This is a genomic window from Streptomyces sp. NPDC001493 (assembly GCF_053597235.1).
This window is the reverse complement of the sequence record NZ_JBSFHV010000012.1, coordinates 55179-80464: the sequence shown is the minus strand read 5'-3', so window position 1 is coordinate 80464 and position 25286 is coordinate 55179. Positions and strand designations below refer to the sequence as shown.

Genomic DNA, 25286 nt, shown 5'->3' with positions numbered 1-25286 from the left:
TGGGGGCCGGCGTCGCGGTGACGCCGGTGCGCCGGGCGAGGGGAGGGGGCGGCGGGGCTCACCGCGCGTCTCCCTGGTGCGGCGGGGCCTGGACGCCACCGGCGCCGGGTGCCGCCTGGTGCGGGATGCGCGCCTCGACGGCCTCCGGGGCACCGGCGGGCGGCGCGGCGGCGGCCGCCTCGGCGCTCGCGGCGCGGGAGGCCACGACGTCGCGTACGGCGTCGAGCACACCCCGGTAGCCGGAACAGCGACAGAGGTTGCCGCAGAGCGCCTGGCGCGTCTGGAGCTCGCTGGGGGCGTGGTTGCCCTCCAGCAGGTCGTGGACGGTCATGGCCATGCCGGGGATGCAGAACCCGCACTGGACGGCCCCGCACGTGGCGAGCGCACGCTGCACGTCGGAGGGTTCCCCGTCGACGGCGAGCCCTTCGACCGTCCGGACCTCGCTGCCGGCGGTGGTGGCCGCCGGAACGAGGCAGGAGGCGACGAGACGGCCGTCGACCTGGACGTTGCAGGCACCGCACTCGCCCTGCGAGCAGCCGTCCTTGGCACCGGCCAGGCCGAGCCGCTCGCGGAGCACGTAGAGCAGCGACTCGCCGATCCAGGCGTCGGCGACCGGGCGGTCGACGCCGTTGACGTGCAGGACGTACGAGGCGCTCGGGTGCTCGCTCGCCTGCGGTACAACCTCCGGCGCGGGCAGGGTCCCCTCGGCGGCGAACCCGTCGGGCGCGTACCCCTCGGGCACGAACTCCACCGCCGGGGAAGGGTCTTCGCCGTCGGCCGGAAGCGGGTCGGTCTCCGGCGCGTCCGGGGCCTCGGGCGCGTCCTGGGTTCCCGAGTGGTCCTGGGCTCCCGGCGCGTCCAGGGCGTCCGGCGCCTCGGGCTCTCCGGATGCGGCTGCCGCCTCCGGCGCGGGTACGGGCTCGTCCTCGGCCGTCGTCGCGGGCGCCTCGGGGGCGTCCGGCACGGAGTCCTCCGCCGCGTCCACCGGCTGCGCGTCGGGCAGCTCGGCGACCGGTCCGGGCTCCGTCCCGACGTCCGGGTCCACGTCCGCCGGGACGGGTTCCGGCTCGAACTCCGGCTCGAACTCCGGTTCCGGCTGCGGCTCCTGACGCTGCTCCGGCACCGGCGCCGATTCCGGTGCGGGCTCCGGCGACTGTTCCGGTACGGCGAACTCCTGGGTCGCCCAGGGCGCGGGCGCACCACCCGGCAGCGTGGCCGGCGGGGTGGCACCGGTGTACCACTGCGCCAGGCCCGCGGAGGCGGCGAACTCCCCCGACTCGTCCGGCAGTTCTCCGTCCGCGACCGGGATCGTCCACTGCCCGGTGTGCCCGACCGGGTCGGCGTGCCCGACCGGGTCGGCGTGCCCGACCGGGTCGGCGTGCCCGGAGAGATCCACGTGACCCGTGTGGTCCGTGTGCCCGGAGAGATCCACGTGACCCGTGTGGTCCGTGTGCCCGGAGAGATCCACGTGACCGGTGTGGTCCGCGTGCCCGGAGAGGTCCACATGACCGGTGTGATCCGTGTGCCCGGAGAGGTCCACATGACCGGTGTGGTCCGTGTGGCCGAAGTGGTCGGCGGTTCCGTGGGGGTCCTGGCCGCCGTGCTCACCCTCGTAGGGCTGCTCGTAGGCCCCGGGCGGGGTGTACGGCGGGTACCCCTCGTGGACCGGGGCCGCGTCGTATCCGGAGGACACCGCACCGGAGGACGCCCCGCCGTAGGGCACCCCGTAGGCCGAGGCGCCGGTCCCGGCCGTCCCGTCCGCGCCGTCGGTGAAGTTCCACTGCTCGGTGTGGTGCCCGGTGGAGTGCGTCTGCTCGTACGGGGCGTACGGGCTCTGCTGGTTCGGGTCCGGCCAGTGCACCGCGCCGGGCGTGCCGGAGCCGTCCTGCGGGTGCGGCGCGTCCGGGTGGGCCGGCTGCGGCCGCGCGTTCCAGCCGCCCCCGGCGGCCGGGTCGTGACCGGCGGCGGGCGTCAGCGGCAGGATCATCGGCGGTACGTAGCCGTGGCCGGGGGCGGCCAGCGGGGCGTCGGCGAGGTCCTCCGGCGGCAGGTGGACGAAGGCCGTCGCGTCGGCGTCGTACTCGCCGCTCTGACGCGTCGGCTGCCAGGACCCGTAGCGCGGCTCGGGGTCGTACTCCCCCTGCTGTCCGTGCTGTTGGGGGTTTTCCTCGTTGCTCACGACAGTGCCCTCCCCAGCGCGCGTCGGGCCAGCGCGGCGACGGTGCGCCGCAGGTGCAGAACGGCGGGTGGCAGCGGTGGTGGCGCCTCCCCTTCGGCCGACGGTACCTGGTCCGGGATGCAGGCCGCGGCGACGTACTCGCCGAAGGCGGCGAGGGCGTCGGGGGCCAGGCCGCGCGCGCCGTCCCAGTCGATCAGCGAGGCGATCCACTGCTCGGCCTCCAGCGGGCGCAGCGGCATCGGCGCGATGGCGCCGACCGCGCACCGCACCCCGCGGCGGGCCGGGTCGAGCACGATCGCGACGGACGCCATGGCGCGGCCGGGTCCGGTACGGCCGGTGGCTTTGAGGAACACCTGCGGGGCGTGCAGCAGCGGTACCCGGACGAAGGCGATCAGTTCGGCGGGTTCGAGCAGTTCGCGCCCGGCGAGCAGGTAGGAGACCGGCATCTCGCGGCGGCGTCCGCCGGGGCCCGCGATGACCAGCTCGGCCTCCAGCGCGGCCAGCACGGGCAGGGTGTCGCCGCTCGGGGCGGCGCTCGCGATGTTGCCGCCGAGGGTGCCGGCGTTACGGATCTGGGGCGGGCCCGCGGCGCGCGCGGAGGCGGCGAGCGCGGGGATCAGCGCGGCGAAGTCGGGGCGGCCCATGCGGGCGTGGGTGAGGCCGGCGCCGAGCAGGGCGTGACCGTCCTGGTAGTTCCAGCCACGCAGCTCGCTGATCCGGCCGAGTCCGACGAGTCCGGAGGGGCGCAGCAGCCCCTGGTTGACGGCCGCCATGAGGTCCGTGCCGCCGGCCACCGGGACCGCGGCGGGCATGGCGCCGAGAGCCGCCACAGCCTCGTCGATCGATGCAGGCATTGTCACCGACTGCGTCGCCTGCGGTGCGTGCGTGGTCAACCCAGCTGCCCCTTCCCGGTGTCCAGGCCCTCCGGCCCGTTCCGCCGTACGGTACGTGCTCACAGCCCGGACGTGGCAACTCTGGCACATCTTCCGGCAGGTCCGGCGCGAGGGTCCACGAAGGTTGTATCCGTCACCGAACGAACCGAAAATCCTGGTTCGTACTACTTCGGTACGGGGTGTGAATGGCCACTCCTCGGCGCGTCGCGGACGGCCGGGCGCGGGGGCGCGGAGAGCCGTTCGTCCCTGACGGCACGCGGTGCGGGGCGGTCCGGGCCGGTCCGCCGGCTCCGGGCCGAACGCAAAGTTTCGGCCAACTCGCGCACGGCCCGTTCCGCCTCCGAATCGGTCCTCCGGCGCTCCCGTGCGGCCGGGCCGCCCCCGGAATCCGCCGGGCCGGGGGCGGAATCGGGGGCGGCGGAATCACACGACCGGGGGTGCGCCTTCGAGGGGGTGGCCGCCGATTCCGGGGCGGCGCTGCCACGGCAGCGGGCCGCTCGGCGGGCGGTAGCCGACGCCCAGGGCGTCCAGACGGGCGTAGTGCGTGTCCATACGGGCGGTGAATCCGGCGAAGTCGCGGGCGGCGGGGGCGGGCAGCTCGGCCCAGGCGACCTCGGCGAGGGCCGCGAGGCGCGGGTAGACCTGGTAGTCGACGCGGGCCCGGTTCTGCATGACCTCGGTCCAGGCGTTGGCCTGGGTGCCGAGGACGTGCCGGGCGGCTTCCTCGGAGAGGCCCGGCGGCACCGGGTCGAAGCGGTAGATGTCCTCCAGGCTGCGGACCCAGCCGATGGGGATCGGTTCGTCGGGGCCGCCGTCCTGGCGGTAGTCGAGGTAGACCTGCTGCACCGGGCACATCACCACGTCGTGGCCGGCCTCGGCGGCGGCGACGCCGCCCGCGTAGCCGCGCCAGGAGGAGACGGCCGCGCCCTCGGCCAGTCCGCCCTCCAGGATCTCGTCCCATCCGATGAGCCGGCGGCCCCGGGCGGTGAGCCAGCGGTCGAAGTGGCGGATGAACCAGGACTGGAGGCCGTCCTCGTCGCCGACGCCGAGTTCCTCGATCCGGGCCTGCGCGGCGGGGGACGCCTTCCACTCGTCCTTGGGGCACTCGTCGCCGCCGACGTGCACGAAGGGCGAGACCTCGGCGGGGAAGAGCTCCAGGATCTCCTCGAACACGCCCTCGTAGAACCGCAGCACGGCCTCGGTGGGGGCCAGCACGTGGGTGCTGACGCCCCAGCGGTCCCAGGGCGTGAGGGCGGCGGTGTCGGTGACGTCGGTGTTGCCGAGCTCCGGGTAGGCGGCGATGGCGGCCTGCGAGTGGCCGGGGATCTCGATCTCGGGGACGACCCGGATGTGCCGCTCGGCGGCGTACGCGACGATCTCGCGGATGTCGTCCTGGGTGTAGAAGCCGCCGTACGGAGTCTCGTCCCAGAGGTCGGAGGAGCGGTGGCCGTACTTGGTACGGGACCGCCAGGCGCCCCGCCCGGTGAGACGCGGGTACCGCTTGATCTCGACGCGCCAGCCCTGGTCGTCGGTGAGGTGGAAGTGGAAGACGTTCAGCTTGTGCGCGGCCAGCAGGTCGAGGTGGCGCAGCACGTCGTCCTTGGGCGTGAAGTGGCGGGCGACGTCGAGCATGAAGCCGCGCCAGGCGAAGCGCGGGGCGTCCTCGATCTCGACGGCCGGGACGGCGGGCCGGGCGCCGGGGGCGACGGGGGCGCGGCGGAACGCGCCGGGGCCGAGGAGCTGACGGAGCGTCTGGGCGCCGTGGAGGACCCCGGCGGGGCTGCCGCCCGTGATCGTCACGCCGGTCGCCGCCCCGGCGGTCAGCCGGTACCCCTCGGGCTCCAGCGCGGGGTCGGTGACCAGCTCGATCGCGCCGGGGCCGCCGCCCGTCCCCGGGGCGAGCGGGACGCCGAAGGCCGCGCCGAGGGTGGACCGCAGCCAGCGTTCGGCCGGCCCGGTGCCCGGTCCGGCGGCGAGGACGGTGGCCTCGTCCAGGACGAACGGGGCGTCACCGCCCGTCCGGGCGCGGCGGGGCGCCGGTACGAGGCCGAGGGCCGTGACCGGGTCGGCGGGCGCGTCCGCGCCTGCCGGGGAGAACGTGTCCGTGTCCGTGTGCATGGGGCGCATCCTTCAGCACACCGGCCGGAAACGGAACCATTGGTCCGGACCAGGGGAGAGGGCCCGAAGGGTACGGAGCACGGGCGCGGAGACGGCCGCCGGGCACAGCTGATCCCCGCGACGCGCGCGGGGCGCACCACGGGGATCCGGTGGCGTTCGAAGCAGCCGGCGCGGGAGGCGCCGGCCCGGTCGCCGGACTACTTCTTGTCCTTGCCGCCCTTGTCCTTGTCGCCGCCGGCGCCCATGGACTCGTAGATCTCCTTGCACATCGGGCAGACCGGGTACTTCTTGGGGTCGCGCCCCGGCACCCAGACCTTCCCGCACAGCGCGACCACGGGCGTGCCCTCCAGGGCGCTCGCCATGATCTTGTCCTTCTGGACGTAATGGGCGTAGCGCTCGTGGTCGCCGTCGCCGTTCGACACCTGCGGTGTCGGCTCTACGAGGGTCCCCGTACCTGCCCCGCGCTCGGGCTCAAGAGTGCTCATGAGCGCCAAGGGTACTGAAGAGCGCGGCCGTCAGTTCAGCGAAGGGTCGTCGGGATACGTGGCGATCATGGCCAGTTCGCTGCGCTGGCGCCGCAGGACGGCGCGCCAGAGCTTCTCCGGCTGCGGGGAGGCGACGTCGCCGGGCTCCGAATCGACCACGTACCAGGCGCCCTCGTCGAGCTCGGTCTCCAGCTGGCCGGGGCCCCAGCCCGCGTATCCGGCGAAGATCCGCAGCGATCCGAGGGCCGCCGCGAGGAGCTGCGGCGGGGTCTCCAGGTCGACCAGGCCGATCGCGCCGTGCACCCGGCGCCAGCCGAGCGGGCCCTCGTCGCCGGGGATCACGGCCACCCCGAGCGCGGAGTCCAGCGAGACCGGTCCGCCCTGGAAGACGACGTCCGGCGCGCCCGAGAGTCCGGCCCAGGGTTCGAGGATGTCGCCGACCTCCACCGGGGTGGGGCGGTTGAGGATCACGCCGAGCGAACCCTCCTGGTCGTGGTCGAGGAGGAGCACCACCGCGCGGTCGAAGTTCGGGTCCGCGAGAGCGGGCGTGGCCACCAGCAGCCGGCCTGTGAGGGAGGACACCTCGGTCATGGGGAAATGATCGCGCATCCCGGGCCCGCGCGGGAGCCAAGTGGCCCGGCCCGTGCCACGGCCGGGCGGCACGGATCGGGCGCGCGGAGGCACGGGGGAGCGCACGGGCCGACGGCCCCGACGGCGGTGACGCTGCGCGAGGCGCGGCGTGCGGAGCGTGTCGCGACGGATTCCTTACGCCGGTACACGCCGCATCGCCTGCCGACAGGGGGGTAGGAGCCGATTACCCTTTTCTTCGGCCCCCTGCCCGACCACTCCGGAACGCGAGATTCATGACCGGCACAGACGATGTCCTGCTTGTCCACGGCGGCACCCCGCTGGAGGGCGAGATCCGCGTCCGAGGCGCCAAGAACCTGGTGCCCAAGGCAATGGTCGCCGCTCTGCTCGGCAGCGGTCCCAGCAGGCTGCGCAACGTCCCCGACATCCGTGACGTGCGGGTCGTCCGGGGTCTGCTGCAGCTGCACGGCGTGACGGTGCGCCCGGGTGAGGAACCGGGCGAGCTGGTCCTGGACCCGACGCACGTCGAGAGCGCCAATGTCGCCGACATCGACGCCCACGCGGGCTCGTCCCGCATCCCGATCCTCTTCTGCGGTCCGCTGCTCCACCGCCTCGGCCACGCCTTCATCCCCGGGCTCGGCGGCTGCGACATCGGCGGCCGGCCCATCGACTTCCACTTCGACGTGCTGCGCCGCTTCGGCGCGACGATCGAGAAGCGGGCGGACGGGCAGTACCTGGAGGCCCCGCAGCGGCTGCGCGGCACGAAGATCCGGCTGCCGTACCCCTCGGTGGGCTCCACCGAGCAGGTGCTGCTGACGGCCGTGCTCGCCGAGGGTGTCACCGAGCTGTCCAACGCGGCCGTGGAGCCGGAGATCGAGGACCTCATCTGCGTACTGCAGAAGATGGGCGCGATCATCTCCATGGACACCGACCGGACCATCCGGATCACCGGTGTCGACAAGCTCGACGGGTACACCCACCGGGCGATCCCGGACCGCCTGGAGGCGGCTTCCTGGGCGTCGGCGGCGCTCGCGACCGGGGGCAACATCTACGTGCGCGGCGCCCAGCAGCGTTCGATGATGACCTTCCTCAACACCTTCCGCCGGGTCGGCGGGGCCTTCGAGATCGACGACGAGGGCATCCGCTTCTGGCACCCGGGCGGCCCGCTGAAGGCCATCGCGCTGGAGACGGACGTCCACCCGGGCTTCCAGACCGACTGGCAGCAGCCGCTGGTGGTGGCGCTCACGCAGGCGACCGGCCTCTCCATCGTCCACGAGACGGTGTACGAGTCCCGGCTCGGCTTCACGTCGGCGCTCAACCAGATGGGTGCGCACATCCAGCTGTACCGCGAGTGCCTGGGCGGTTCCGACTGCCGCTTCGGCCAGCGCAACTTCCTGCACTCCGCGGTCGTCTCCGGCCCGACGAAGCTCCAGGGCGCGGATCTGGTCATCCCCGACCTGCGCGGCGGCTTCTCGTACCTGATCGCGGCGCTGGCGGCCGAGGGCACCTCGCGGGTCCACGGCATCGACCTGATCAACCGCGGCTACGAGAACTTCATGGAGAAGCTCGAGAAGCTCGGCGCCAAGGTCGAGCTGCCCGGCGGTTCGCTGGTCTGACCCGCCGTACGTCTGACGTACACGCACGAGCCCGCCGCCCCGGCCACCGTTTCCGACGGGACCGGGGCGGCGGGCTCTCGTGCTGCGTGGCTCGTACACGCACCCGGCCCCGGAAACGCCCCAGGCGGCCGCTGCGGCGCGCGGGAGCCCCTGGTCGCCCTCTGGGCCCGGAGAGGGGCCCGCAGGCCCGCACGGGCGGGCGTGGGCGGCTCCTGCCTACTCACATGAGTAGGCAGGGCGCATATGCCGGAGGGCGGCCACCCTGGTCCGGGTGACCGCCCTCCGACGCGCCTGGGGACTTACTTGCCCTTGGCGGCTTCCTTGAGCTTGGAGCCCGCGGAGACCTTCACGCTGTAGCCGGCCGGGATGTTGATCGGGTCGCCGGTCTGCGGGTTACGAGCGGTGCGAGCGGCACGGTGGGTGCGCTCGAAGGTCAGGAAGCCGGGGATGGTGACCTTCTCGTCGCCCTTGGCGACGATCTCACCGACGGTCTCGGCGAGCGCGGCCAGCACGGCGTCGGCGTCCTTGCGGGTCACCTCGGCACGGTCGGCCAGGGCGGCCACCAGCTCACTGCGGTTCATGTTGTTACTCCCGTGTTCTTCTTGCCTGTGAGGCGTGAGATCGAAGCCGATGCTGCCAGGGCCCTCTGACAGTCCCCGGACCCGGGTCTGATGTCAGACCCTCGCGCCCGATTACGCATCCTGCCCCCACCTGCGGCGGGAAAGCCAATCCGGAACCCTCCGGTGTCACACGGAAAGCGTCACGGTCCGTCGATGGTCACGTTCCGTCGACTTCCTGGAGCGGTGCGCAGCGGATGCCGGGCCCGGGCGATGATCGACCGTGTACCCGCTGCCCGCAACCCTAAAGGCGCGTTTGGGACACCGCGACCCGCGACGCGCCGTACGGCGCGTACCGGGAGAAGCGCGGCACCGCGCGCGGAGCCCGGGCCGGGGCGCCGCGCGCGGGAGGGCCGGGCGGGAAACTCAGAGCTGTCCGGCGGAGGCGGCCTCGGCGACTCCGGCGGCCTTGGCGGCGGCGCGCACGGCACCGGCGACGGCCCCGGCGACCTTGTCGTTGAAGACGGACGGGATGATGTAGTTCGCGTTCAGCTCGTCCTCGGCGACGACGTCGGCGAGGGCCCCGGCGGCGGCGAGCATCATCTCGGTGTTGACGGTGCGCGACTGGGCGTCGAGCAGGCCGCGGAAGACGCCCGGGAAGACCAGCACGTTGTTGATCTGGTTCGGGAAGTCGGAGCGGCCGGTGGCCACGACCGCCGCCGACTCGCGGGCGACCGTCGGGTCGACCTCGGGGTCCGGGTTGGCGAGCGCGAAGACGATCGCGCCGTCCGCCATGGCGGCCACGTCGTCGCCGTCGAGGACGTTGGGGGCGGAGACGCCGATGAAGACGTCCGCGCCGACGACGGCCTCCTTGAGGGTGCCGGTGACGCCCTCCGGGTTGGTGTTGTCGGCGATCCAGCGCAGCGGCGAGTCGGGCTGCGCGGCGACCAGGTCCTCGCGGCCCGCGTGCACCACGCCGTGGATGTCGGCGACGACCGCGTGCTTGACGCCCGCGGCGATGAGGAGCTTCAGGATGGCCGTACCGGCCGCTCCCGCACCGGACATGACGACCCGTACGTCTCCGATCCCCTTGCCGACCACGCGCAGCGCGTTGGTGAGGGAGGCGAGCACGACGATGGCGGTGCCGTGCTGGTCGTCGTGGAAGACGGGAATGTCGAGGGCCTCGCGCAGCCGGGCCTCGATCTCGAAGCAGCGGGGCGCGGAGATGTCCTCCAGGTTGATGCCCGCGAAGCCGGGGGCGATGGCCTTGACGATCTCGACGATGGCGTCGGTGTCCTGGGTGTCCAGGCAGATCGGCCAGGCGTCGATGCCGGCGAAGCGCTTGAAGAGGGCGGCCTTGCCCTCCATGACCGGGAGCGCGGCCATCGGGCCGATGTTGCCGAGGCCGAGGACGGCGGAGCCGTCGGTGACCACGGCGACGGAGTTGCGCTTGATGGTCAGGCGGCGGGCGTCCTCGGGGTTCTCGGCGATCGCCATGCAGACGCGGGCCACGCCCGGGGTGTAGATCATCGAGAGGTCGTCGCGGTTGCGGATGGGGTGCTTGGACGCCATCTCGATCTTGCCGCCGAGGTGCATCAGGAACGTACGGTCGGAGACCTTGCCGAGCAGGACGCCGTCGATGGCGCGCAGGCCCTCCACGATCTCCTCGGCGTGCGCGGTGGAGGAGGCCGCGATCGTGACGTCGATCCGCAGCTTTTCGTGGCCGGAGGCGGTCACGTCGAGGCCGGTCACCGAGCCGCCGGAGGACTCCACGGCCGTGGTGAGCTGAGAGACCGCGGTGCCGCTCGCGGGCACCTCCAGCCGGACCGTCATCGAGTACGAGACGCTGGGCGCCGTTGCCATGGCCGTGTCCTTCGCTTTCCTGAGCTTCATTGCTTCTGCGGCGGGGACGAGCCCCGCACGCGCCCACGATCGTCGCACCTACTGGCGGGTAGCCGGTAACCATTGCCGCAGTACGAAAGATCACTTCCGAGATGCGAGAGGCTGCGGGCCCGGAGGCGCGAGGCCCCGTGCGTTCCGCAGAAAGCGGAACAGGCCCGCGCGCAAAGCAGAACAGGCCCGCGCCACCGTGAGGTGACGCGGACCTGTCTTCTACGTGAGCGGCACCGACCCGCCATGCTCGCCTCGCGGCAAGAGGTCGCTCGTAGCGACGAAGGTTGGGCCCGGGGGCTTGGATCGAGCCGGTGCCGACACCAGGCTAACAAACACCCGTGAGAAGTGATTCCCCTGCAGCGGGTTGACTCTCGCGGTTCGTGTTCCGGCGGGGGTCCGGGGCGCCGCGCGGGTCCCGCCGGGGCGCCGTACGACGGCCCCGGAACCCGTGCGGCGCCCGGGACGTCACTCCCGCAGCAGGTCCGGCACCCCGTCCTCGTCGGGCAGGTCGGCGGCGGCCGAGATCACCGTCAACTGCTGCGTCGCCCGGGTGAGGGCCACGTACAGCACGCGCAGTCCGGCGGGGGACTCGTCGGCGATCTCCGCCGGGGAGACCACCACCGTGGCGTCGTACTCCAGGCCCTTGGCCTCCAGGCTGCCGAGCGCCACCACGCGCTCCCCCAGCTCGGCCAGCCACTCGCGGGCCTGGACGCGGCGGTTCATCGCCACGACCACACCGACGGTGCCGTCGACCTGGTCGAGCAGCCGGCGGGCCTCCTCGCGGACGCGGTCGGCGAGCTCCTCGTCGCCCACGGTCGCGAAGCGCGGCTCGATGCCCGTGGACCGGACGGCGGACGGCGACTCCATGCCGGGCATGGCGAGGGCCAGCACCTTCGCCGCCAGCTCGGCGATCTCCGCGGGGTTGCGGTAGTTCACCGTGAGCGTGAAACGGCGGCGAGGGCGGTTGCCGAGCGCCTCGTCGCGGGCGGCGGCGGCCTCGTCCGGGTCCGACCACGAGGACTGCGCCGGGTCACCGACGATGGTCCACGTGGCGTGCCGGCCCCGGCGCCCGACCATCCGCCACTGCATGGGCGTCAGGTCCTGCGCCTCGTCGACGATGACGTGCGCGTACTCGGTGCGCTCCTCCGCCAGGCGTTCGGCCCGCTCACGGCGGGTCTCCTCGCGCTGCGGCATCAGCTCCTCAAGGCCGGAGAGCTGGTCGAGCGGGTCCATGTCGCGCTTCTTGCGGGGCCGCGCCGGGGCGCCGAGCAGGGCCTGGAGCTCGTCGAGGAGCGCCACGTCGTGCACGGAGAGGGGGCCCTTGCCGTCGGCGCCCAGGCGCTTGAGGGAGCGCGAGAGCCGGCGCACCTCGCCCTGGTTGAGGACCCGGCGGGACCAGCGGGCGAGCCGCTTCTCGTCGGCCATCGCGGCGAGCACCCCGCGCGGGGTGAGCTCGGGCCACCAGGCGTCCAGGAATTCGAGGAACGGAGTCTCGGTGGAGACGTCGTCGTCGAAGGAGGAGCGGAGCTCGGCGGCGAGTTCGGGGTCGGTGTAGCGGCCCCGGCCCGAGGACTTGTTCCAGAGCGCGTCGAGCAGCAGCTTGCGGGCGCGCGGGCGCAGCAGGTTGACGGGGGCGGAGCCGCCCAGCGCGTTGTGGCGGATGCGCTGGAGTTCGTCGGCCTCCAGCTCGACGCGGGCGCCGAAGGCGACGACGCGCAGCCGGGTGGGGGTCGCGGTCCGCGCGCCGCCCGGTGCGGCGGCGGGTGCGGTCTCTCCGTCGGCGCCGTCGCCGAACGCGAGCTGGCCGTCCTCGCGGGGCGCGGTGCGCGGGGCGGGCTGGTCGAGGGCGCCGCGCGAGGCCTTGCGGAGCACCTGGAGCATCCGGGAGGAGCCCTTGATGCGGGCCACGGCGGGCTCGTCGTAGGTGGTGGCGCCCTCGACGCCGGCCGCCTCGTCGGAGAGCGAGCCGACCGCGCGGATGGCGACCTGCCCCTCCTCGCCGAGGGAGGGCAGCACGCCCTCGGTGTACGCGACGAGCAGCGGGGTCGGCGAGACGATCAGGATGCCGCCCGCGTACCGCCGCCGGTCCTGGTAGAGGAGGTAGGCGGCGCGGTGCAGGGCCACGGCGGTCTTGCCGGTGCCGGGGCCGCCGGTGACCTCGGTGACGGAGGCGGCGGGGGCGCGGATGACGAGGTCCTGCTCGGCCTGGATGGACGAGACGATGTCGCGCATGGTGTGGCTGCGGGCCTGGCCCAGTGCGGCCATCAGGGCGCCGTCGCCGATGACGGGCAGCTTCTCGCCGTCCAGGTACGCCGTCAGCTCGGGGCGCATCAGGTCGTCCTCGACGCCGAGGACGCGGCGGCCCCGGGAGCGGATGACGCGGCGGCGCACGACGCGCCCGGGGTCCTTGGGCGTGGAGCGGTAGAACGGCGCGGCGGCCGGGGCCCGCCAGTCGATCACCAGCGGCGAGTAGTCGGCGGCGAGCACGCCGATCCGCCCGATGTGCAGCGTCTCGGCGATGTCCGCCGTGTCGTCCGGGCGTACCGCCTCGTCGGCGGGCTCGACCGAGGTGAAGGCGCCGTCCGGTCCGCGTTCGCCGTCCTTGCCGAGGAGCAGGTCGACGCGGCCGAAGAGGAAGTCCTCGAACTCGCTGTGCAGCCGGTTGAGGTGAATGCCCGCCCGGAAGACCTGGGCGTCCCGTTCGGCGAGGGCGCCGGGGGTACCGACCTGGCCTCGCTTGACGGCGTCGTGCATGAGGAATTGAGCCTCGTCGATCTTCTCTTCGAGGCGGTCGTAGACCCGGTCCAGATGATCCTGTTCGACACCGATTTCCCGGTCCCGCAGAGAATCGACAGCGGCATCCTGCGCGGCCACCGAGGCCCCTTTCTGACGTGCGTTGGGCAGCCGTCAACCGTACGCGACGGGGGGCCGGTGCGCATCAGCCGGGGCACCCCGATCGCGTACCGGGACCCGGTCGGACGAGGGAAGGCCCGGGAACGTTCCGCCGCGGGGGTCGCGGAAGCCCGGCGACGGGGCGGGCGGGCCCGGTGTCAGAGCTTGGCGGGGCTGTCGTGCAGCAGGCGCTGGAAGAGCCGGTGGGTGCGCCATTCCCCGTCGATGTACAGGAATCCGGGGGCCTCGCCGTACGGCTCGAAGCCGTTCTTGACGAGCACCCGCTGGGAGGCGGTGTTGTACAGCAGGGTCCCGGCCTCGACCCGGTGCAGCCCGAGGTCGTCGCGGGCGATGTCGCAGATCCGGCCGACCGCCGCGGTCGCGAGGCCCCGCCCGGCCTCGGCCCCGTCGACCCAGTAGCCGAAGACCGCGCTGCAGAACGCGCCGTGCACGATCCCGGAGAGGGTGAAGGAGCCGACCGCGCGGTCCTCCTCGTCGACGGCGACCCAGGCGAGGCCCCCGGCGGCGAGGTGGCCGGCGAGGCGTTCGGCCTGGCCCTCGGCGGTGTAGAAGGCCTCGGGGCGCACGGGTTCGAAGGGGGCCATGTACGTACGGCTGCGCAGCAGCGCCTCGGCGAGCGCGGGGGCGTCGGAGGCGACGGTCGGGCGCAGGAACCTGTCGGCGGTGAGCGGGTACGGTGCGTCGGTCATCCGGGCACGCTACCGCCCGCCGCCGGACGGGCTCCGGGCGGCGGGGGCCTTCCGTACGAGGGCGGCGGGGACTTCCGCACGAGGCGGGCGGGGGCCTTCCGCGGGGCCTTTGGTACGACGAGGCCGGCGGGGCCGGTCCAGGTCGGGCCGGTCCAGGTCGGGCCGGTCTCAGTCGCCGTACTTGCTGTCGGCCGCCGGGTCCAGGGCCAGCCGGTAGCCGCGCTTGACGACGGTCTGGATCAGGCGGGGCGAGCCGAGGGCGGAGCGCAGCCGGGCCATCGCGGTCTCCACCGCGTGTTCGTCGGTGCCGCTGCCGGGCAGGGCCCGCAGCAGGTCGGCGCGGGAGACCACCCAGCCGGGGCGGCGGGTCAGGGCGTGCAGCAGGGCCATTCCGGCGGGCGGTACGGGGCGCAGCGCCCCGTCGACGAGCGCGGCGTGGCCGCGGACGGTGACCTGGTGGCCGGCGATCGGCAGGGTGCGGGAGCGGGCGGGGAGCTGGGCGCAGAGGAGCTGGACGAGGGGGCCGAGCCGGAAGCGTTCGGGCTGCACGGTCTCGATGCCGCGGGCCTGGAGCGGCAGTGCGGTGACGGGGCCGACGCAGGCGACCAGCAGGTCGTCGTGGAGGGCGCCGAGGACCTCGGGGGCCATGCCGCGGGTCCGGGCGCGGTCGAGGAAGGAGGCGGCGGCGGGGGCGCTGGTGAAGGTGATCGCGTCGAGGCCGCGGGCGGCGGTGAGGTCGAGCATCCGGTCGAGCGGGGCGATGTCCTGCGGCGGCATCCAGCGGTAGACGGGGACGTCGATGACCTCGGCGCCCGCGGCCCGGAGGGCGTCGGCGAAGCCGGGGAGGGGTTCGCCGTGCAGCTGGAGGGCGACGCGGCGGCCGTCGACGCCCTCGCCGAGGAGGCGTTCGAGCACTTCGGCCATGGACTCGGAGGCGGGTGACCAGGCTTCGGTGAGTCCGGCCGCCCGGATGGCGCCCTTCACCTTGGGCCCGCGCGCCAGGAGTTCGACGCCGCGCAGCCGTTCCAGCAGCCGGTCGCCGATGCCCCAGCCGTCCGCCGCCTCCACCCAGCCGCGGAATCCGATGGCGGTGGTGGCGACCACGATGTCGGGGGCGTGGTCGATGAGTTCCCTGGTGGCGGTGAGCAGTTCGCTGTCGTCCGCGAGCGGCACGATCCGCAGGGCGGGGGCGTGCACGACCTGGGCGCCCCGGCGCTGGAGGAGGGTACCGAGCTCCTCGGCGCGGCGGGCGGCGGTCACTCCGACCGTGAAGCCCGCGAGGGGGCCGTGCGTCGCTTCGTCTTCCTGCATGGCGTGATCTACCCGGCTCTCGTTCCCGCGGTCGCTGCCGCTGTGCGGTGGGCCGAGCCTGCCAACCCCGCGTGACAGGCTCGGTTCCCCCGTATTTCCCGCCCGTTACGTCGTACGACTCCTGGTGGTCGTCCCCGGAGGACGCCTGACAGGTTCTCAGACCTCCGCGAGGCCGAGCTGGGCCTGGGCGGGGGCCGCCACCGGGCGGCGAAGGTATACCGCCCAGGTGAGGACGGAGCACACCGCGTAGAAGGCGAGGAAGGACCAGAAGGCGGCCGTACCGGCGCCGGAGGTCTGGAAGGACTGACGGAACGCCAGGTTGATCGCGAGGCCGCCGACGGCGCCCACGGCGCCGATGAGGCCCATGGCGGCCCCGGAGAGCCGCCGTCCCTCGGCGGCCGCCGCCTCGCCGCGCAGGCCGCGGGCGATCGCCTTGGCGTGGAAGATGCCCGGGATCATCTTGAACGTCGAGCCGTTGCCGAGTCCGGAGAGGACGAACAGGGCGATGAACCCGACGAGGAAGAGCGGCAGCGACTCGGTGTCGGAGGCGTACACGACGACCCCGGTGGCCACCGCCATCGCCGCGAAGTTCCCCAGAGTGATGCGGGCGCCGCCGTGCCGGTCGGCGAGCCGGCCGCCGAGGGGGCGGATCAGCGAGCCGAGCAGCGGGCCGATGAAGGTGAGCGAGGCGGCCTGGAGCGGGGTGCGGCCGAACTGGGTCTGGAGGACCAGGCCGAAGGCGAAGCTGAAGCCGATGAAGGAGCCGAAGGTGCCGACGTAGAGGACGGCCATGATCCAGGTGTGCGCCTCGCGGACCGCCTGCTTCGCGGCCCCGGTGTCGTTCCGTACGGGCGTGAGGTTGTCCATGTACCGGGCGGCGCAGAGCGCGGCGAGGACGATGAGCGGGACGTACACGCCGAGGACGATCCGGGGGTGGGTGGCTCCGGCGGTGCCGATGACCAGGAGGCCGATGAGCTGCACGACGGGGACGCCGATGTTGCCGCCGCCCGCGTTGAGGCCGAGCGCCCAGCCCTTCTCGCGGAGCGGGAAGAAGGCGTTGATGTTGGTCATCGAGGAGGCGAAGTTGCCGCCGCCGATCCCGGCGAGCGCGGCGACGGCCACGAAGGTGGCGTACGAGGTGCCGGGCTCCATCACCACGAACGCGACAGCGGTCGGCACCAGCAGCGAAAGAGCGCTGAACACCGTCCAGTTGCGTCCGCCGAACTTGGCTACGGCGAAGGTGTACGGGACCCGGACGATCGCCCCGACCAGGGTGGCGGTGGAGATCAGGAAGAACTTCCCGGCCGGGTCGATGCCGTACTCCGGTCCCATGAAGAGGACCATCACCGACCACAGGGACCAGACGGAGAAGCCGATGTGCTCGGAGAGGACGGAGAACCAGAGGTTCCGGCGGGCCACCCGGCGGCCCGTCTCCCGCCAGAAGGTCTCGTCCTCCGGGTCCCACTGCTCGATCCAACGGCCAGCCATCACGCGCCTCCACAAGGGGTCGGGGTGTTGCTCCCGACGCTAGGGAGTGCGCGTTTCCGCGCGGTGCCGTGAGGTGACCGGTGCGCAACCTTGCTCTCACCGGGCCGGGCGGGGCCCGGTGAGAACGGAAGGTGTCGTGCGCGGGGGCCCGGTGGGGGCCCAGGGGTGGTGCGCGGCCGTCAGTGCCGGTGGCCGCCTCCGCCGCCGGCCGCGGCCGGTACGGGGGTGGGCCTGGCGGGCTTGCCGGAGGGCCAGAGCCGTGGCCTGCGTTTCGCCGCGACGTCCTCCATCCAGCCGAAGGCCAGGATCGCGAGCCCTATCAACGGCCATATCAGGATCAGGCTCAGCCCGGTGTAGAGGCCGTCCGCGTACGGGCCGAGGTGCTCGTCGACCCAGCCGATCTTCCACATCTGGTCTATCAGCGGCACGGTCGCCATGAGCAGCAGGTTGTGCCATATGTAGATCGTCACGGCCCGGTTGTTGGCGAGCGTGACGAGACCGTCGTACGGGGCGAGGCGGCCGGGCAGCTTCTCCCAGGACGGGGCGTACTGCAGGAGGATCAGGCAGAACCCGAAGGACCAGGTGGCCTGGGCGAGCGGGATCTCGTCGAGGTTCCAGCCCTCGTCGGTGAGGTGCCCGGAGGCCCACCAGAGGCCGAAGCCCATGATGATCGCGGCCGAGGAGACGGCGAGGTACTTCGGGACCTGCTTGAGCACTCCGTCGTGGTGGGCGAAGCCGAGGATCCAGCAGGAGGCGAACACCGTGAAGTCCACGACGCCTTCGCCGGTGGCGCCCGGGATGGTGACCAGCCCGGTGCCGAAGACCGCGGTGAGGCCGATCGGCGCGAGCATCGTCGCCCAGGGCAGCTTGCGGAACGCCTTGAGCAGCAGCGGGGACGCGATCACGAACCACAGGTAGGCGCGGATGTACCAGAGCGGTCCGGCCGCCTGGTCGGCCCAGCTGCTCTCGAACCAGCCGCTCTCGGAGCCGCTCACCTCGGGGTAGGGCGGGGAGCCGACCGGCAGGAGGTAGCTGCCCAGGCGGATGAACCACCAGATCCCCTCCTCCTTCACGGGCTTCCAGCCGAGCCAGAGCATCGTGGGCAGGGCGAAGGCGGAGAACAGCCACATCGGGGGCAGCAGGCGCCGCACCCGGCTGCGGATGACGCTCCAGGCGGGGCGGGCCAGCGAGCGGGCCATCAGCGACCCGGCCAGGGTGAACATCACGCCCATGGACGGGAAGAGGACGGTCAGCCAGGCCCAGCCGAAGAGGTGGTAGACCACCACGCGGACCAGGGCGACGGAGCGCAGCACGTCCAGGTAGCGGTCGCGCGTCGGCCGCTTCGGGGCGGCCGGTACGGCCTCCCCGGCGTCTCCGGCTCCGAAGGGTGCCTCCGGCACGGCCGGGCCTCCGGCGTGCCGCCCGTGGTGCGGGGCGGGGTACGCGGAGCCGGTGCCCTCACCGGGGTACGCGGCGCCGTTCCCGGCATCGGGGTACGCGGCGCCGGAGCCGTCGCCGAGGTAGCTGCCGGGGCTGGTGGCGTACGGCAGTGACGGCGCGGGGGCTCCGGGCGCCTGCGGGGCGCGGCGGTGCGTCGCGGGCGCGGGGACGCGCAGCCGCGCGGTGTCCTCGCCGCTCGGGGTGGGTTCGTTCCAGCTCATCCGACGGGCCTCCGGTGGTCGGCGCCTGCGGCGGCGCGTGCTCCCGGTGCCGCGCCGGGGGCGTCCAGGACGCCGGTGCGGCGCAGTTTCTGCCAGCGCAGCCGGCCGCCGGTGAGGGCGGTGATCCAGGACTGGAGCAGCACGACGTACATGAGCTGCCGGTAGAGGATCTGCTGGAGCGGCAGGGAGATCAGGTGGGTCATGCGTTCCTTGTCGAGCCGGAACGCGTAGGCGGCGCAGATGACCTGGACCAGCAGCACGCCGAACCACGCGGCGACGGTCTTGCCGGTGGGGCCGAAGATCAGGCCGTACACCAGGAAGACGTCGATGAGCGGGGCGAGCAGCGGGGCGACCACCATGAAGAGGGAGACGAACGGCAGGCCGACGCGGCCGAAGCGGCCGGAGTGGCCGCGGTCGAAGACGGCGCCCCGGTGCTTCCAGATGGCCTGCATGGTGCCGTAGGACCAGCGGTAGCGCTGGGACCACAACTGCTGCACGGACTCCGGTGCCTCGGTCCAGGCGCGGGCGTTCTCCGAGTAGACGACGTCCCAGCCGTCGCGGTGGAGGGCCATGGTGATGTCGGTGTCCTCGGCGAGGGTGTCCTCGCTCATGCCGCCGACCCGGTCCAGCGCGTCGCGGCGGAAGGCTCCGACCGCGCCGGGGATGGTGGGCATACAGCGCAGGACGTCATACATCCGGCGGTCCAGGTTGAAGCCCATCACGTACTCGATGTGCTGCCAGGCGCCGATCAGCGAGTCGCGGTTGCCGACCTTGGCGTTGCCCGCCACCGCGCCGACCTTGGGGTCGGCGAAGGGCTGCACGAGCTCGCGGACGGTGGACGGCTCGAAGACGGTGTCGCCGTCCATCATCACGACGATGCCGTAACGGGCGTGCGCGATGCCGTTGTTGAGCGCGGCGGGCTTGCCCGCGTTCTGCTGGCGCACCACGCGGACGTTGGGCAGCCGCATGTCCTCGACGATGTCGGCGGTGCCGTCCGTCGAGCCGTCGTCGATGACGATGACCTCGATCGGGTGGTCGCTGGCCATCAGGGAGCGGACGGTCGCCTCGATGCACTTGCGCTCGTTGTACGCGGGTACGAGCACGCTCACCGGCTCGGTGACGGGCCGGTCGCCCCAGCGGAAGTTGCGGCGGCGGACCCGGCGGGCGTGCACGAAGGAGAGCAGCAGCATCAGGCCGAAGCGGCCGATGACGAGGACGCCGACCACGGAGAGGCCGGCCACCAGGACGCCGGTGACGTCCTCGGAGAAGCCCACGGCCGTGACGAAGGTCTTGCCCTTCCAGAGTGCGGCGCCACTGACCGGGGTGAGCGCGCTCGGGGCGCCGAGGGCGGTGGTCAGGTTGGTGAACTCGTACCCCTTCTCCTGCATGGAGGGCAGGAAGCGGTCGAGCGCCGCGAGCGTCTGGGAGCGGTTGCCGCCGGAGTCGTGCATCAGGACGATGGCGCCCTTGCCGTGCTTGGGCGTGGCGTTCTTGATGATCGTCCGGACGCCGGGGCGCTTCCAGTCCTCGCTGTCGGTGTCGTTGACGACGGTGAGGTAGCCGCGGCTGCCGATGTACTCGGCGACGGGCCAGGACTTGTCGTCCATCGCGTCGGCGAACGAGGAGTACGGCGGTCGGAAGAGGGAACTGTGCACACCGGCGGCGCCCGCGAGGGCGAGCTGGTTCTCGGAGAGCTCCCAGTCGATGCGGCTGGTGGTCTGGTAGGAGAGGTCGGGGTGGTTGAAGGTGTGCAGCCCGACCTCGTGGCCCTCGTCCACCATCCGCCTGACGAGCTCCGGGTAGCGGGAGGCCATGGTGCCGGTGACGAAGAACACGCCGTGGGCGTGGTACTCCTTCAGCTTGTCCAGCACCCGGGGCGTCCACTCGGGGTCCGGGCCGTCGTCGAAGGTCAGCACGATGTGGTGGTCGGGGATGCGGACCGAGGTGGCGGGCTCGGTCTTCGACCGGGCGTCGATGACGGGGCCGCCGTCGAGGATGTGCTCGGGGACCTGGTCGGTGCCGACGGGGTTGCGGACGCGGTGGTCGGCGGCGATCTCGCTGTTCACGTAACCGCGCAGCACGAGCATCGCGAGCAGGGCCACCAGAAGCAGGAACGGCAGGAGATAGCGCAGCGGCAATCGACGCTTGGCCTTCGCCTTGCGGCGATTCCTGACCAGCGGTGCGGGCTGAGTCATTTACGGGGTGCTGCTTTCTGCTGGTGCAGTCGGGTCGGTGACGGGGTCCGTCGGATCCACGGGCGTGACCGGCGGATCGGCGGGATCCGGGGTCGCTGCGTCGGTGGGCGGCGCGGAGACCGAAGCCGACGCGGACGGCTTGGTGCTCGTTCCGCCGCTGGTCGCGCCCGATCCGGCCGGCCGGCCGGCGGTGGGGCTCGCGGCGGGGTTCGCGGCGGACGACGGGGCGGTGGAGGTGCTGGTCGACGCGTCGGTGCCGGCCGGGGCGGCGGCGTCCGTGGCTCCGGCGCCGGGCGTCGGGCCGGTGGTGGCGCCCGGGTCGGTGGCGCCGGAGACGCCGGCCGGGGCGGAGGGGTCGACGGAGGGCGCGTCCGCGTCCTTCTCCTGGTCCTGGCTCTTCTTCTGCTCCTGGCTGGTGAGCGGCAGCCAGGGGGCCGCCGAGCTTCCGCCGAGGAGCGAGAGGACGAGGATGGTCGCGAAGGCGGCACAGCCCAGGGCCACCAGCCAGCCGGCCCGTCGGAAGTTCTTGCTGCGGCGGCCGCTCTCGTCCACGAAGACGGGGCCGTCCGAAGCCTCCGGGGTACCGGGTTCGGTCTTGAGCTCGGAGAGCTGACGTCCCAGCCCGTCCAGCTGAATCGTCACGTCATGAGGCTCATGGCTGTGCCCGGTCCGGGTGCCTTCTCGCCAATTTTCCACAGGTGTACGCACATCCCCCACTCAATGATTCCGGCGCACATGAATGACTGGTTTCATGCCGTCGGACTGGGTCCCCACCCCGTCCGCGCACCGCGTTCCCCATGTGCCCGGACTGATGAATGTAGCGCACGATGCTGACGCCAATGTCCCCGGATCGGGTTGTTCTTCACCCCTGGGACGCCATCGCCGCGGCGTCCGCTTCGGGCAGCCAGGAACCAGGTGGACGTACCATCCACCCTTCTGACGACTGAAGTTGAACAACGGCGGTACGGAGTGCGTCCAGACCGGGGTGCCGCATCCCCTTCCGGTGGACCAGCAGGAGCGGGGAGAGCGGGACGGGGCGCACGAGGGGGCGGAGCACGGTACCCGGAAGCGGAGGAAATCCGACAACTGCGAGCACCGGGTGTCCTGTCTTCGCCATGATCCGTTGAAATTCGGCCACTCCTACCGCAAGCGGAGTGGGCGGGGCCAGATGGATGCCCCACTCTTCGAAAAGGAGTGCGGCAAGGCCGGTCCACTCCAGCGTGCGCGCATTGCCCGCCCCGGCGTAGACGGTTTCCCCGGCCAGGTCGGCGAGGGCGACGACCTCGCGTGGAGCGAGAGGATGAGCGGACGGCAGCAGGACGGCCATCGGCTCGTAGCGCACCGGCAGCGCGGTCAGCCCGGCGCGGACAGCGGGGTCGAGGCCGCCCGCCCGGCCGAAGGAGGCGTCCAGCCGTCCGGCGAGGATCTCCCCGGCGGCCCAGGTGAGACCGGACTCGAACCGCGCCATCAGCTCGCATTCCGGGGCGAGTTCGCGCGCCCGGTCGAGCACCCGGGCGGCCGTCATCCCGTCCGTGTTCAGGTCCACGAAGAGCGGCCGGGCCGCCGCGTCGGCGAAGGCGGCACCGAGGGCGGCGTGCGCGTCGAGGACCCGGCGGGCGTGCGGGACGAGCCGTTCGCCGTCCGGAGTGAGAACGACCTGCCGGGTGGTACGGACGAACAGCGCGGCACCGAGCAGCCGCTCCAGCCTGCGGATGTCCCGGCTCAGCGCCTGCTGGGCCACGAAGAGGCGGGCGGCGGCCCGGGTGAAGTGCAGGTCCTCGGCGACGGCGAGGAAGGCGCGCAGCAGCCGGGGGTCGAGGTCGGGGACGGTCACCGGGGGAATCTACAACACACGTGCGTGAATCGGGCCGGGACCGGTGTTGGACCGGACAGCCGTGCGCGGCCGAGGCTGTCGGGGTGCCGAACTCCGCCCCCACCACCTCTTCCCCCTCTCCCACCTCCTCTTCCCTCATATCCGCAGGACCCGACGCCTCCCCCGCGTCCGCTGGACCCGACACCTTCCCCTCCCCCGCGTCCGCTGGGCCCGACGCCTCTGCCTCCCCCGCAGAGCCGGAGACCTCCCCCGCACCCGCGGGGCCCGCGCCCCGCAACGCGTATCTGCGGCTGCTGCGCACCCCGGGCGCCCGCGCCTTCACGGCGGGGAACCTGCTCGCCCGGCTGCCGATCGGGATGTTCAGCGTCAGCGCGGTGCTGATGATCGCGGGGTCGCGCGGCTCGTACGCCCTGGCGGGGGCGGTGACCGCGACCGGTCTGGTGGCGACGGCCGTGGTGGCTCCGCTGACGGCCCGGCTGGTCGACCGGTACGGCCAGGCCCGGATCGCGGTGCCCGCCACCGCGTTCGCCGCGTCCGGCTCGCTCGCCCTGGCGCTCTGCGTCCGCCTCGGTGCCCCCACCTGGACCCTCTTCGTCGCGTACGCGGCCACGGCCACCGCCCCCAACACCGGCGGGATGTCCCGGGCCCGCTGGTCGCATCTGCTGCGGAACGACCCGGCCACCCTGCACACCGCCAACTCCTTCGAGCAGGCCGCCGACGAGCTCTGCTTCATGCTCGGCCCGGTCCTCGCCGCCACCCTCTGCGGCACCCTCTTCCCGGAGGCGGGCACGGTCACCGGCGCGGTGCTGATGATGACCGGCATCCTGGTCTTCGCCGCCCAGCGCGCCACGGAACCGCCGGTGGCTCCCCGTACCGTCCGGGCGCGGTCCCCGTTCCGCTCCCCCGGCATGCCCGCGCTGCTCGCCGTGTTCCTGGCGACGGGCGCGGTCTTCGGCACGATGGAGGTCGTCTCGATCGCGCACGCCGGAGGCGCCGTCCTCGCACTCCAGGCCACCGGCTCCTGTGTGGCCGGACTGCTCTACGGAGCGCTGCGCTCGGCCCGTGACCTCGGCCGCCGGCTGGCGCTCTGCCTCGCCGCGATGACCGCGCTGATGTGTCTGCCGATGCTCGCGGTGGCCACCACCGGCTCGCTGGTCGCCCTCGCGCTCTGCCTGCTGGCGGCGGGCGCGGCGACCGCGCCGACCATGGTGACCGGCATGACGCTCGTACAACGCCTGACCCCCGCCGCCCAGTTGAACGAGGGCATGACCCTCGCGGTGACCGCCCTGCTCGGCGGGGTCGCCGCCGGTTCGGCCACCGGTGGCTGGCTGGTGGAGCACGCGGGCACGGTCCCGGGGTACGCCGCCCCCGCCTGCGCCGCCGGACTCGCGTTCGTGGTCTCGGCCGCGGGTACGGGGAGGGCGGGGCGCACCACGGCGGCTGGATGACCCGCCGGGGTGACGTTCAGATGGATGAACAGCGGATGAGCTGGGGCTCTCGCGCACGGTCTTGACGGCTTCCTGGTCTGTACCTATGGTCACCGCCCAGCAGGCGTGTTCAACCCCCAGTGTTTCGTTCACATACGAGAACGGATGACTCCCACATGCCAGTCACCCCCGCACCCTCCCCCGTTCCCTCCCCCACCTCGGCGATCCGCCGCCCCCGGCGCCCCGGACTGCTCCTCACCGTGGCCGCCGCGACGGCGGCGCTCGTCGTCGGCTTCCTCTCGGGCCCCGCCGCTCCCCGCGCCGAGGCCGCGCCGACAACCTTCACCCACCCCGGAGTCACCGTCTCCCGAGGGCAGTTGGACTTCGCCCGTGCGCAGGTCAACGCCGGTGCGCAGCCCTGGAAGGGCGCGTACGACCAGATGATCGCGAGCAGCTACGCGAGTCTGAGCCGCACCGCCAAGCCCCGCGCGACCGTCGAGTGCGGCTCCTACTCCAACCCCAACAACGGCTGCACGGACGAGCGCGAGGACGCGATCGCCGCGTACACCGACGCCCTGGCCTGGTACATCACCCGCGACGAGCGGTACGCGAAGAAGTCCATCGAGCTGATGGACGCCTGGTCGGCGACGATCACCGGCCACACCAACAGCAACGCCCCGCTCCAGACCGGCTGGGCGGGCTCCTCGTGGCCCAAGGCCGCCGAGATCATCAAGTACACGTACACCGGCACCTGGGCCAACTCCGCGCGGTTCTCGACCATGCTGCGGAACGTCTATCTGCCGCAGCTCATCAACGGCTCCAACTCCAACGGCAACTGGGAGCTGTCGATGATGGAGGCCGCCGTCGGCATCTCCGTCTTCCTGGAGGACAAGACCTCCTACGACAAGGCCATGGCGAAGTTCCGTACCCGTACGGCGGCGTACGTCTACCTCGCCTCCGACGGCGCGGTGCCCAAGACCGTGCCGAGCCAGAACCTCGACACCACGGCGAAGATCGTCAGCTACTGGCAGGGTCAGTCCACCTTCACCACCGGGCTCACCCAGGAGACCTGCCGCGACTTCACGCACACCGGTTACGGCATCTCGGCCATCTCGCACATCGCGGAGACCAGCCGTATCCAGGGCCAGGACCTGTACGGCACAGACGTCGGCGAGCGGCTGCGCCAGGCCCTCGGCTTCCAGTCCAAGTACCAGCGCGGCGAGGCGGTCCCGAGCTGGCTCTGCGGCGGGTCCCTCAACCTCGGCCTCGGCCCCGTCACCGAGGTCGGCTACAACGCCCTGCACAACCGCCTCGGCATCGCGATGACCAACACCCAGGCCCTGACCGAGCAGAACCGCCCGGCCGGCAGCAACAACCTCTTCGTGGCCTGGGAGACCCTGACCCACGGCGACAACCCGAACTGAGCCGCGCCCGGTCCG

The 25286-nt window shown here is 72.8% G+C and carries 18 protein-coding genes; 3 read left to right on the top strand and 15 right to left on the bottom strand.

From position 1 onward, the window contains the following. Positions 1–58 precede the first annotated feature (58 nt). The 5 genes from ACWCWD_RS18600 to ACWCWD_RS18580 all read right to left on the bottom strand — a co-directional run bounded on the left by ACWCWD_RS18600 (position 59) and on the right by ACWCWD_RS18580 (position 6266). Complete coding sequence (locus tag ACWCWD_RS18600; RefSeq protein ID WP_450773883.1) at positions 59–2179, bottom strand: 2Fe-2S iron-sulfur cluster-binding protein; 2121 nt, start codon at positions 2177–2179, stop codon at positions 59–61. After that, positions 2176–3072, bottom strand: coding sequence for an FAD binding domain-containing protein (locus tag ACWCWD_RS18595; RefSeq protein ID WP_386889566.1), 897 nt, complete (start codon positions 3070–3072; stop codon positions 2176–2178). Before ACWCWD_RS18595 ends, ACWCWD_RS18600 begins: the two co-directional genes overlap by 4 nt. 423 nt (positions 3073–3495) lie before the next feature. After that, positions 3496–5190, bottom strand: coding sequence for a beta-N-acetylhexosaminidase (locus ACWCWD_RS18590; RefSeq protein ID WP_450773882.1), 1695 nt, complete (start codon positions 5188–5190; stop codon positions 3496–3498). A gap of 197 nt (positions 5191–5387) precedes the next feature. Further along, positions 5388–5675 carry a DUF3039 domain-containing protein gene (locus ACWCWD_RS18585; protein ID WP_026250415.1) on the bottom strand — a complete coding sequence of 96 codons (288 nt, stop codon included), beginning with the start codon at positions 5673–5675 and terminating at the stop codon, positions 5388–5390. A 30-nt stretch (positions 5676–5705) separates the two neighbouring features. Further along, the gene (locus tag ACWCWD_RS18580; protein ID WP_450773881.1) at positions 5706–6266 is read right to left on the bottom strand and encodes a YqgE/AlgH family protein; all 561 of its coding nucleotides are present in this window, start codon (positions 6264–6266) and stop codon (positions 5706–5708) included. Positions 6267–6538: 272 nt separating this feature from the next. Between ACWCWD_RS18580 and murA the strand changes: the two genes are divergently transcribed. Further along, a complete protein-coding gene (gene murA, locus ACWCWD_RS18575; protein ID WP_450773880.1) occupies positions 6539–7879 on the top strand; it encodes a UDP-N-acetylglucosamine 1-carboxyvinyltransferase in 1341 nt (446 codons plus the stop codon). Between the two features lie 299 nt (positions 7880–8178). Here murA and ACWCWD_RS18570 read toward each other — a convergent pair whose 3' ends face one another. From ACWCWD_RS18570 to ACWCWD_RS18525, 10 genes are all read right to left on the bottom strand, one after another. Then, a complete protein-coding gene (locus ACWCWD_RS18570; RefSeq protein WP_003968811.1) occupies positions 8179–8460 on the bottom strand; it encodes an HU family DNA-binding protein in 282 nt (93 codons plus the stop codon). 402 nt (positions 8461–8862) lie between these two features. Next, entirely contained in the window at positions 8863–10299 is a 1437-nt protein-coding gene (locus ACWCWD_RS18565; RefSeq protein WP_450773879.1) for a malic enzyme-like NAD(P)-binding protein, read from the bottom strand. 495 nt (positions 10300–10794) lie between these two features. Further along, the gene (locus tag ACWCWD_RS18560; protein ID WP_450773878.1) at positions 10795–13203 is read right to left on the bottom strand and encodes a HelD family protein; all 2409 of its coding nucleotides are present in this window, start codon (positions 13201–13203) and stop codon (positions 10795–10797) included. A gap of 176 nt (positions 13204–13379) precedes the next feature. Beyond that, positions 13380–13931, bottom strand: a complete 552-nt coding sequence (locus ACWCWD_RS18555; protein ID WP_450773877.1) for a GNAT family N-acetyltransferase — start codon at positions 13929–13931, stop codon at positions 13380–13382. 168 nt (positions 13932–14099) lie between these two features. Beyond that, positions 14100–15242, bottom strand: coding sequence for a uroporphyrinogen-III synthase (locus ACWCWD_RS18550; RefSeq protein ID WP_450773876.1), 1143 nt, complete (start codon positions 15240–15242; stop codon positions 14100–14102). 156 nt (positions 15243–15398) lie between these two features. After that, positions 15399–16730, bottom strand: coding sequence for a nitrate/nitrite transporter (locus ACWCWD_RS18545; protein WP_450773875.1), 1332 nt, complete (start codon positions 16728–16730; stop codon positions 15399–15401). Positions 16731–16909: 179 nt separating this feature from the next. Further along, entirely contained in the window at positions 16910–18391 is a 1482-nt protein-coding gene (locus ACWCWD_RS18540; RefSeq protein WP_450773874.1) for an acyltransferase family protein, read from the bottom strand. Further along, positions 18388–20523 (bottom strand): glycosyltransferase, encoded by a 2136-nt coding sequence (locus tag ACWCWD_RS18535; RefSeq protein ID WP_450774012.1) that lies wholly within the window; start codon positions 20521–20523, stop codon positions 18388–18390. Before ACWCWD_RS18535 ends, ACWCWD_RS18540 begins: the two co-directional genes overlap by 4 nt. 63 nt (positions 20524–20586) lie before the next feature. After that, on the bottom strand, positions 20587–21228 hold the full coding sequence (locus tag ACWCWD_RS18530) for a hypothetical protein (protein WP_450773873.1): 642 nt from the start codon (positions 21226–21228) through the stop codon (positions 20587–20589). 220 nt (positions 21229–21448) lie between these two features. After that, on the bottom strand, positions 21449–22420 hold the full coding sequence (locus ACWCWD_RS18525; RefSeq protein WP_450773872.1) for a LysR family transcriptional regulator: 972 nt from the start codon (positions 22418–22420) through the stop codon (positions 21449–21451). 284 nt (positions 22421–22704) lie between these two features. Between ACWCWD_RS18525 and ACWCWD_RS18520 the strand changes: the two genes are divergently transcribed. Further along, a complete protein-coding gene (locus tag ACWCWD_RS18520; RefSeq protein WP_450774011.1) occupies positions 22705–23868 on the top strand; it encodes an MFS transporter in 1164 nt (387 codons plus the stop codon). A gap of 155 nt (positions 23869–24023) precedes the next feature. Then, positions 24024–25271 carry an alginate lyase family protein gene (locus tag ACWCWD_RS18515; RefSeq protein WP_450773871.1) on the top strand — a complete coding sequence of 416 codons (1248 nt, stop codon included), beginning with the start codon at positions 24024–24026 and terminating at the stop codon, positions 25269–25271. Positions 25272–25286 lie beyond the last annotated feature (15 nt).

What these genes read in the sequence shown, in the direction of transcription:
- ACWCWD_RS18570 (WP_003968811.1), bottom strand. Translation starts at nt 8,460, where the DNA reads ATGAACCGCAGTGAGCTGGTGGCCGCCCTGGCCGACCGTGCCGAGGTG.
- ACWCWD_RS18550 (WP_450773876.1), bottom strand. Translation starts at nt 15,242, where the DNA reads ATGCAGGAAGACGAAGCGACGCACGGCCCCCTCGCGGGCTTCACGGTC.
- ACWCWD_RS18540 (WP_450773874.1), bottom strand. Translation starts at nt 18,391, where the DNA reads ATGAGCTGGAACGAACCCACCCCGAGCGGCGAGGACACCGCGCGGCTG.
- ACWCWD_RS18555 (WP_450773877.1), bottom strand. Translation starts at nt 13,931, where the DNA reads ATGACCGACGCACCGTACCCGCTCACCGCCGACAGGTTCCTGCGCCCG.
- ACWCWD_RS18585 (WP_026250415.1), bottom strand. Translation starts at nt 5,675, where the DNA reads ATGAGCACTCTTGAGCCCGAGCGCGGGGCAGGTACGGGGACCCTCGTA.
- ACWCWD_RS18580 (WP_450773881.1), bottom strand. Translation starts at nt 6,266, where the DNA reads ATGACCGAGGTGTCCTCCCTCACAGGCCGGCTGCTGGTGGCCACGCCC.
- ACWCWD_RS18545 (WP_450773875.1), bottom strand. Translation starts at nt 16,730, where the DNA reads ATGGCTGGCCGTTGGATCGAGCAGTGGGACCCGGAGGACGAGACCTTC.
- ACWCWD_RS18590 (WP_450773882.1), bottom strand. Translation starts at nt 5,190, where the DNA reads ATGCACACGGACACGGACACGTTCTCCCCGGCAGGCGCGGACGCGCCC.
- ACWCWD_RS18565 (WP_450773879.1), bottom strand. Translation starts at nt 10,299, where the DNA reads ATGGCAACGGCGCCCAGCGTCTCGTACTCGATGACGGTCCGGCTGGAG.
- ACWCWD_RS18515 (WP_450773871.1), top strand. Translation starts at nt 24,024, where the DNA reads ATGCCAGTCACCCCCGCACCCTCCCCCGTTCCCTCCCCCACCTCGGCG.
- murA (WP_450773880.1), top strand. Translation starts at nt 6,539, where the DNA reads ATGACCGGCACAGACGATGTCCTGCTTGTCCACGGCGGCACCCCGCTG.